This window comes from Alkanindiges hydrocarboniclasticus (assembly GCF_001982605.1).
Lineage (GTDB): Bacteria > Pseudomonadota > Gammaproteobacteria > Pseudomonadales > Moraxellaceae > Alkanindiges > Alkanindiges hydrocarboniclasticus.
On the sequence record NZ_MLCN01000038.1, the window covers coordinates 1 to 4671 of the forward strand.

General features: G+C 45.3%; 8 protein-coding genes. 5 read left to right on the forward strand and 3 right to left on the reverse strand.

Features of this window, described 5'->3' with window-relative positions; translation table 11 throughout:
- Together BKE30_RS13360 and BKE30_RS13365 are read right to left on the reverse strand one after the other, a co-directional pair.
- Positions 1-311: hypothetical protein (locus BKE30_RS13360; protein ID WP_143253741.1), on the reverse strand; the 311-nt coding region annotated here is incomplete at its 3' end.
- Positions 308-1213: a MobA/MobL family protein gene (locus BKE30_RS13365; protein ID WP_227518411.1), complete on the reverse strand. Its 906-nt coding sequence runs from the start codon at positions 1211-1213 to the stop codon at positions 308-310. The genes BKE30_RS13365 and BKE30_RS13360, both read right to left, overlap by 4 nt.
- A gap of 282 nt (positions 1214-1495) precedes the next feature.
- Between BKE30_RS13365 and BKE30_RS13370 the strand changes: the two genes are divergently transcribed.
- The 3 genes from BKE30_RS13370 (at position 1496) to BKE30_RS13380 (ending at position 2670) form a co-directional block, all read left to right on the forward strand.
- Positions 1496-1918 (forward strand): conjugal transfer protein TraD, encoded by a 423-nt coding sequence (locus BKE30_RS13370; protein WP_076879084.1) that lies wholly within the window; start codon positions 1496-1498, stop codon positions 1916-1918.
- Between the two features lie 21 nt (positions 1919-1939).
- The gene (locus BKE30_RS13375) at positions 1940-2167 is read left to right on the forward strand and encodes an antitoxin VbhA family protein (RefSeq protein ID WP_076879085.1); all 228 of its coding nucleotides are present in this window, start codon (positions 1940-1942) and stop codon (positions 2165-2167) included.
- Between the two features lie 80 nt (positions 2168-2247).
- Positions 2248-2670 carry a hypothetical protein gene (locus tag BKE30_RS13380; protein ID WP_076879086.1) on the forward strand — a complete coding sequence of 141 codons (423 nt, stop codon included), beginning with the start codon at positions 2248-2250 and terminating at the stop codon, positions 2668-2670.
- On the opposite strand, the gene BKE30_RS13385 is transcribed toward BKE30_RS13380, so the two are convergent.
- Positions 2660-3592 carry a RepB family plasmid replication initiator protein gene (locus BKE30_RS13385; protein ID WP_076879087.1) on the reverse strand — a complete coding sequence of 311 codons (933 nt, stop codon included), beginning with the start codon at positions 3590-3592 and terminating at the stop codon, positions 2660-2662. The two genes, BKE30_RS13380 and BKE30_RS13385, sit on opposite strands and share 11 nt — an antisense overlap.
- Before the next feature lie 333 nt (positions 3593-3925).
- Here BKE30_RS13385 and BKE30_RS13390 point away from each other — a divergent pair, with 333 nt between their 5' ends.
- Positions 3926-4234: a BrnT family toxin gene (locus tag BKE30_RS13390; RefSeq protein ID WP_076879088.1), complete on the forward strand. Its 309-nt coding sequence runs from the start codon at positions 3926-3928 to the stop codon at positions 4232-4234.
- Complete coding sequence (locus BKE30_RS13395; RefSeq protein WP_076879089.1) at positions 4221-4505, forward strand: hypothetical protein; 285 nt, start codon at positions 4221-4223, stop codon at positions 4503-4505. Before BKE30_RS13390 ends, BKE30_RS13395 begins: the two co-directional genes overlap by 14 nt.
- Positions 4506-4671: the final 166 nt, after the last annotated feature.

Consider the following 4671-nt stretch of genomic DNA (forward strand, 5'->3'; position numbering starts at 1 on the left):
TCCAAGGATGGTGTCCAGATGATAAAAAACGCCAATAGGGTGATAATCACTGCTAACAGCCCAGCAGCGGCATAGGCATAGTGTATCCACTGGATACGTTCCATGCCCTGAACCGCAGCAGATGCCCTTGCTTCAATCCGTTTTGCGGTGAGTTCAGCCGCCTGATCTGCGGCTGTCCTGATCGCATGGCCTAGTTCAGTCGTTAGGCGCTGGTTGTTGTGCTGGATGGCGGTTAATTCTGCCTGTATCTCGAGCTGCTGTTGTTCAGCAATCGCGAGCAGCTCAAAGGCCCGGTGTTCTGCTTCGCTCATCGGCTCATACCCCGGTCACTGAATTTGTCGTTTTTTTGCTCAGTTTGAGCCGTTTCTCTCTTTTTTCTGCCTTTTTCCACTTCGGCTGCCTTGTGTTGTTGCTCTAATTCGCTCTGTTTTCGCTTGTACGCCTCGAAACGGGCTAAGGTGGTATCTATCCCTATTTTTGTATCAATCGTGGCTGTAGCGCGATTCTGTGCGTTTTTATGGCTATGCCGAAATGCGGTCAGTTCCGCCCGTTTTTGTGGGTCGCGGGCTTCGCTAGGCAGGTACTTGCGTTCCGGGGGGCGGTTGATGCCCTGGTCTTTTAAACTCTTGAGGTTTACCCGGATGCTTTGCCCTGCCCGTTCCAGGTGTTGGTTGCACATGGTTTCCCAACGGTTGCGGATCTCTTTGATTTCCTGCTTCCGGGTGGCGTGGTCTTTACCGGTGTTGAGCTTCTGAGCGCCGCCCCGTTCCGGGTGCTTGCTGTTGTACCGCTTGAAATACTGGTCTGGGTCGCGGGCGATACCGTCCCGCCTGCGCTCGTTGAACATGAGATGGGCATGGGGCTGTTCGCCGCCGTCCATTGCCTTGGGGTTGTGGATAGCAAGGGAGTACGGATGCTTGTCGCCGATCTCCTGTTTTACCCAGTCCTTGAGTAATTCAATGCGCTGTTGCTCGTCCAGCTCACGCGGCAGGGCGATTTCAAATTCCCGGTAGGTGCTGCCGTTTTTGCGCTCAAACAGGTCAGCGGCTTTCCAGAACTCGGCGGGGTTGTGCTGCGCCCATGCGGGCATGTTGCCGTGTTCGGTGTACTCCAGCTTTTCGCCTGATTCTAACCGCTTGGCATATTCGCCTTCACGGGCAATATATTCAGCATGAGGGGCAGCCTTGCCCACGCCGCCTGTTTTGATTTTCATGTGTGGTACTGCCATTGCACCGCCTCTGCTTTTTGGGGATACCGATTTTAGTTTTCCGCTGTCCTACGAACGTAGGCAGCAGAAAACTAAAATCGGTATCTTTGGGGTCTTAGGGGCATTGCCCCTAACGCGGTTTCTGCCCGAAGGGAGAAACATCTAATCGCGCCATTCAAAATTTGAATGGAAGTCCGTTTGCGAATCTTATTCCGGCAGACTAGCAAAAATTGTATTTTTTGCATAGGCTAGGGGGAATATATGAGTAACGGACTTTGGCGGTAGATGATGAGTGAGCAATGGTTAGTGAATCGGGTGCAATATATCAAAGGATTGAAGAATCCCAGTGCAACCCAAAAAACATTGGTTGAGCTGTACGAGATTCCAGAAGGACAGCGCACCCCAACCAATACTAAACACCTGACTACGCTTATCAAGGCAGAACGGGCAGCCGATAAAGCCGCCTCTGCCCAACGTGCTGCCAAAAAGGTATTAACCGAGGATCAAGCAAAAAAGCGCAAGGAACGAACCAATAAATTGGTGCAACTGGGGGCATTGTTTGAGGTGGCCGGGCTGGATAACCATAATCCGGCAGCGCTCTTAGGTGTATTACTTAAAGCGGCAGAAGTATCTACAGATGACCAGAAGTGGGATATTTGGGCAGATCAGGGACAAATGGTGCTTAACCAGCGTAAGAATGCCAGAAGCTAACGTTTTCAACGTGGGGGCGGTATGTTTTTATTGAGTGAGAGGGAACGACAGTATCGGGAGGGAAAATTTTTCTCTTTTAAAGGGTGGTTTTACTTCTATGATTTAACCCCGTCTCCTGAACAGTTACAGGCATTTGAACGCTATGTATCAGGCGATATTGATGGGCATGAGATACAAAGAATATTCCACCAGCTCAAGGGCGGCAAGGACGAAGACTTTAACCCTATACCTATGGATAATTGGTTTTAAGTTACTGTATTGGCTTTAATTTAAATGATAACCATACGTTTTGTTGCTGAAAATTTAGTCATGACTAATATCGAGTTATTATGAATCTGTTCTTGGACTGCGAGTTTAACGGTTTTGGTGGTGAGCTGATCTCAATGGCACTGGTTGATGGAGATGGCAATTACTTCTACGAGGTATTGCCATGTCTGGAGCCGATCAACTGGGTTAAGGAAAACGTACTACCTATGTTGGATAAGCAACCTGTTCAGCCGGATGTGTTTAAAAAACGGTTAATGCATTTTTTAGGTCTGTATCCAGAAGTTCATGTTATCGCTGATTGGCCTGAAGACTTGGCCTTGTTTTCTAGGGCTTTGGTGGTGGGTTTTGGTTCCTGCATGGTGACACCGCCCTTAACCATGCAGTTATGGATGGATCGGACGATCCCCGTTAATTCTGAACGTCCACATAATGCCCTGTCCGATGCTCAAGCACTGGCAAAGTCTTACCTGCTGATTAGTCAGTAAGCTCCAGCTCGAAGCTGTCCGATTTCGCATGTTTCATAAACATATCATTCAAGACAAAAGAAAGATCACGGCCGCCTTTGTTTGCTAGATCTTCAATATAGGATTTAGTCAGTCCGGGACATTTTTTCTTGAGCTCTTTGAACAGATGATTTTCACCATTTCCCCAAGCAAAAATATGTTTTTCTTCTTTTATTTTTTTTGAGCTTATTGGTTTTTTGGCTGAAATAATCTTCTTGGGTTCAAAGAAAAATTTAAGGGCATAGACAGTCCGCCCGCGCTTAATTTGCTCATAGCTAACGGTATAATCGGTTAGCTCGTTGATTTGCTGTATTGCTGGGTCAATTACCCGAGCTTTTAGGTTGAAAACCCTATCGTATTTATTATCAAGCTGAAACATGGTTTTAATTTGTTCTAGTTCAAAGGTACGGCTACCAATGCTTTTGTACTGCATAAACAACTCGTAAAACCGTACTGCGTAAACGCTAGTCATCTGTTGGATATGCTTACGGTCATAGGTTGTAAATGGATTATCTTTATTGAATAAAGTAAACATTAAAATTACTTCAGCGGGAAAGGATACAGCAATCTCCCCCAAGCCCTTTTTATATTCCAGACGGTACACCCAACGGCATTTAACGGGATTACCAGTACTACTAACGTAAGTAAAATAGCGGTTAAACAGCCGATCTACTGCATCTTGTAAACCCTCATAAGCGGTATGGCTCTGAATGCCACACTCACGGGCAAACTCATCAGCGCGAATAGTCAGCACTTCACCTTCTTTTAAGTCTTGCTCTCGTGCTAAACCAGACGCATGAACAAATAGTCTTTTTTCAGTTAAAGTCATGCCATGTATAGCTTCCACCAGTTTGTTAGATTGGGCAACCGTGTTTAATCCGTATTTCTTTTTGCTCTTTTCCATCTTATTGCTACAAAGTAAATCAATGTAGCAATACTACACTATCTAACAATGTAGTCAATAGGTCGGAATCTGTAGTCTTTAAACTCGGAATCTGTAGTCTTTAAACTCGGAATCTGTAGTCTTTAAGGTCGGAATCTGTAGTCTTATGTCGCTGGTACACTAATTAAATCAATAGGTTAAGAGGTCGTAAAAATCTTTAAAAGCTTTTAAAAGATATTAAAAGGAAAAACACTTTTTTTTAAGATCAAAAGCAAAGGCAAAGACATGGCGAAATTTGCACGTGTCAGAACCAATCTGGATAGAATGGTGTAATCAACGATCCAAGATTAAACCATGCCAAAAATTGATTATGGTCATACGACATTTGAATGGGACGATGCCAAGAACGCATCAAACAAGCTCAAGCACAAAGTGAGTTTTGAAGCAGCACTGACGGTATTCTTTGACCAGAACCATCTGACTCAGACAGATTTCGTCAAGGATGCTGAGCAGCGCTGGAGAACCATTGGAATGGCTGAAAACACCTTAATTTTGTTCATCGGCCACTTGGTGTATGATGATGACGGTACAGAGGTAATCCGCATCATTACTGCCCGTAAGGCAACGGCACATGAGAGGAAAGAATATTATGGCAATCACTAGAAAAATTTACAGGGCAGGTGAAAAACCTGTTTTAACGGCTGAACAGTTGGCTGAACTCGAAGCATTGAAAAACATGCCTGATAGTGAAATTGATCTGTCCGATTTACCAGAGCAAACCAACTGGACTGGTTCAGTACGTGGCTATTTCACTAAAAAGCGCGTAACCGTCGATGACGATGTGTATACGTGGTTATCTGAAGCTGGTACTAATCCCCAAACCCGGCTCAATGAAATCCTAAGACAGATCATGCTTCAGGAAAAACATGCCTGAGGCTTTTAAAAACAAAACTTATGGTTACTTTGGGTCTATCACGCAGTAATCGCCCTGCTCTCCATAGCCGCATTGTTTTTTAATGACCCGGACGCAGGTTTTACCGCCACATACCCCGTAATCCAGCCCGTATTTTTCTGCTAGCGCTTTCCTCTGGGTGATTTCA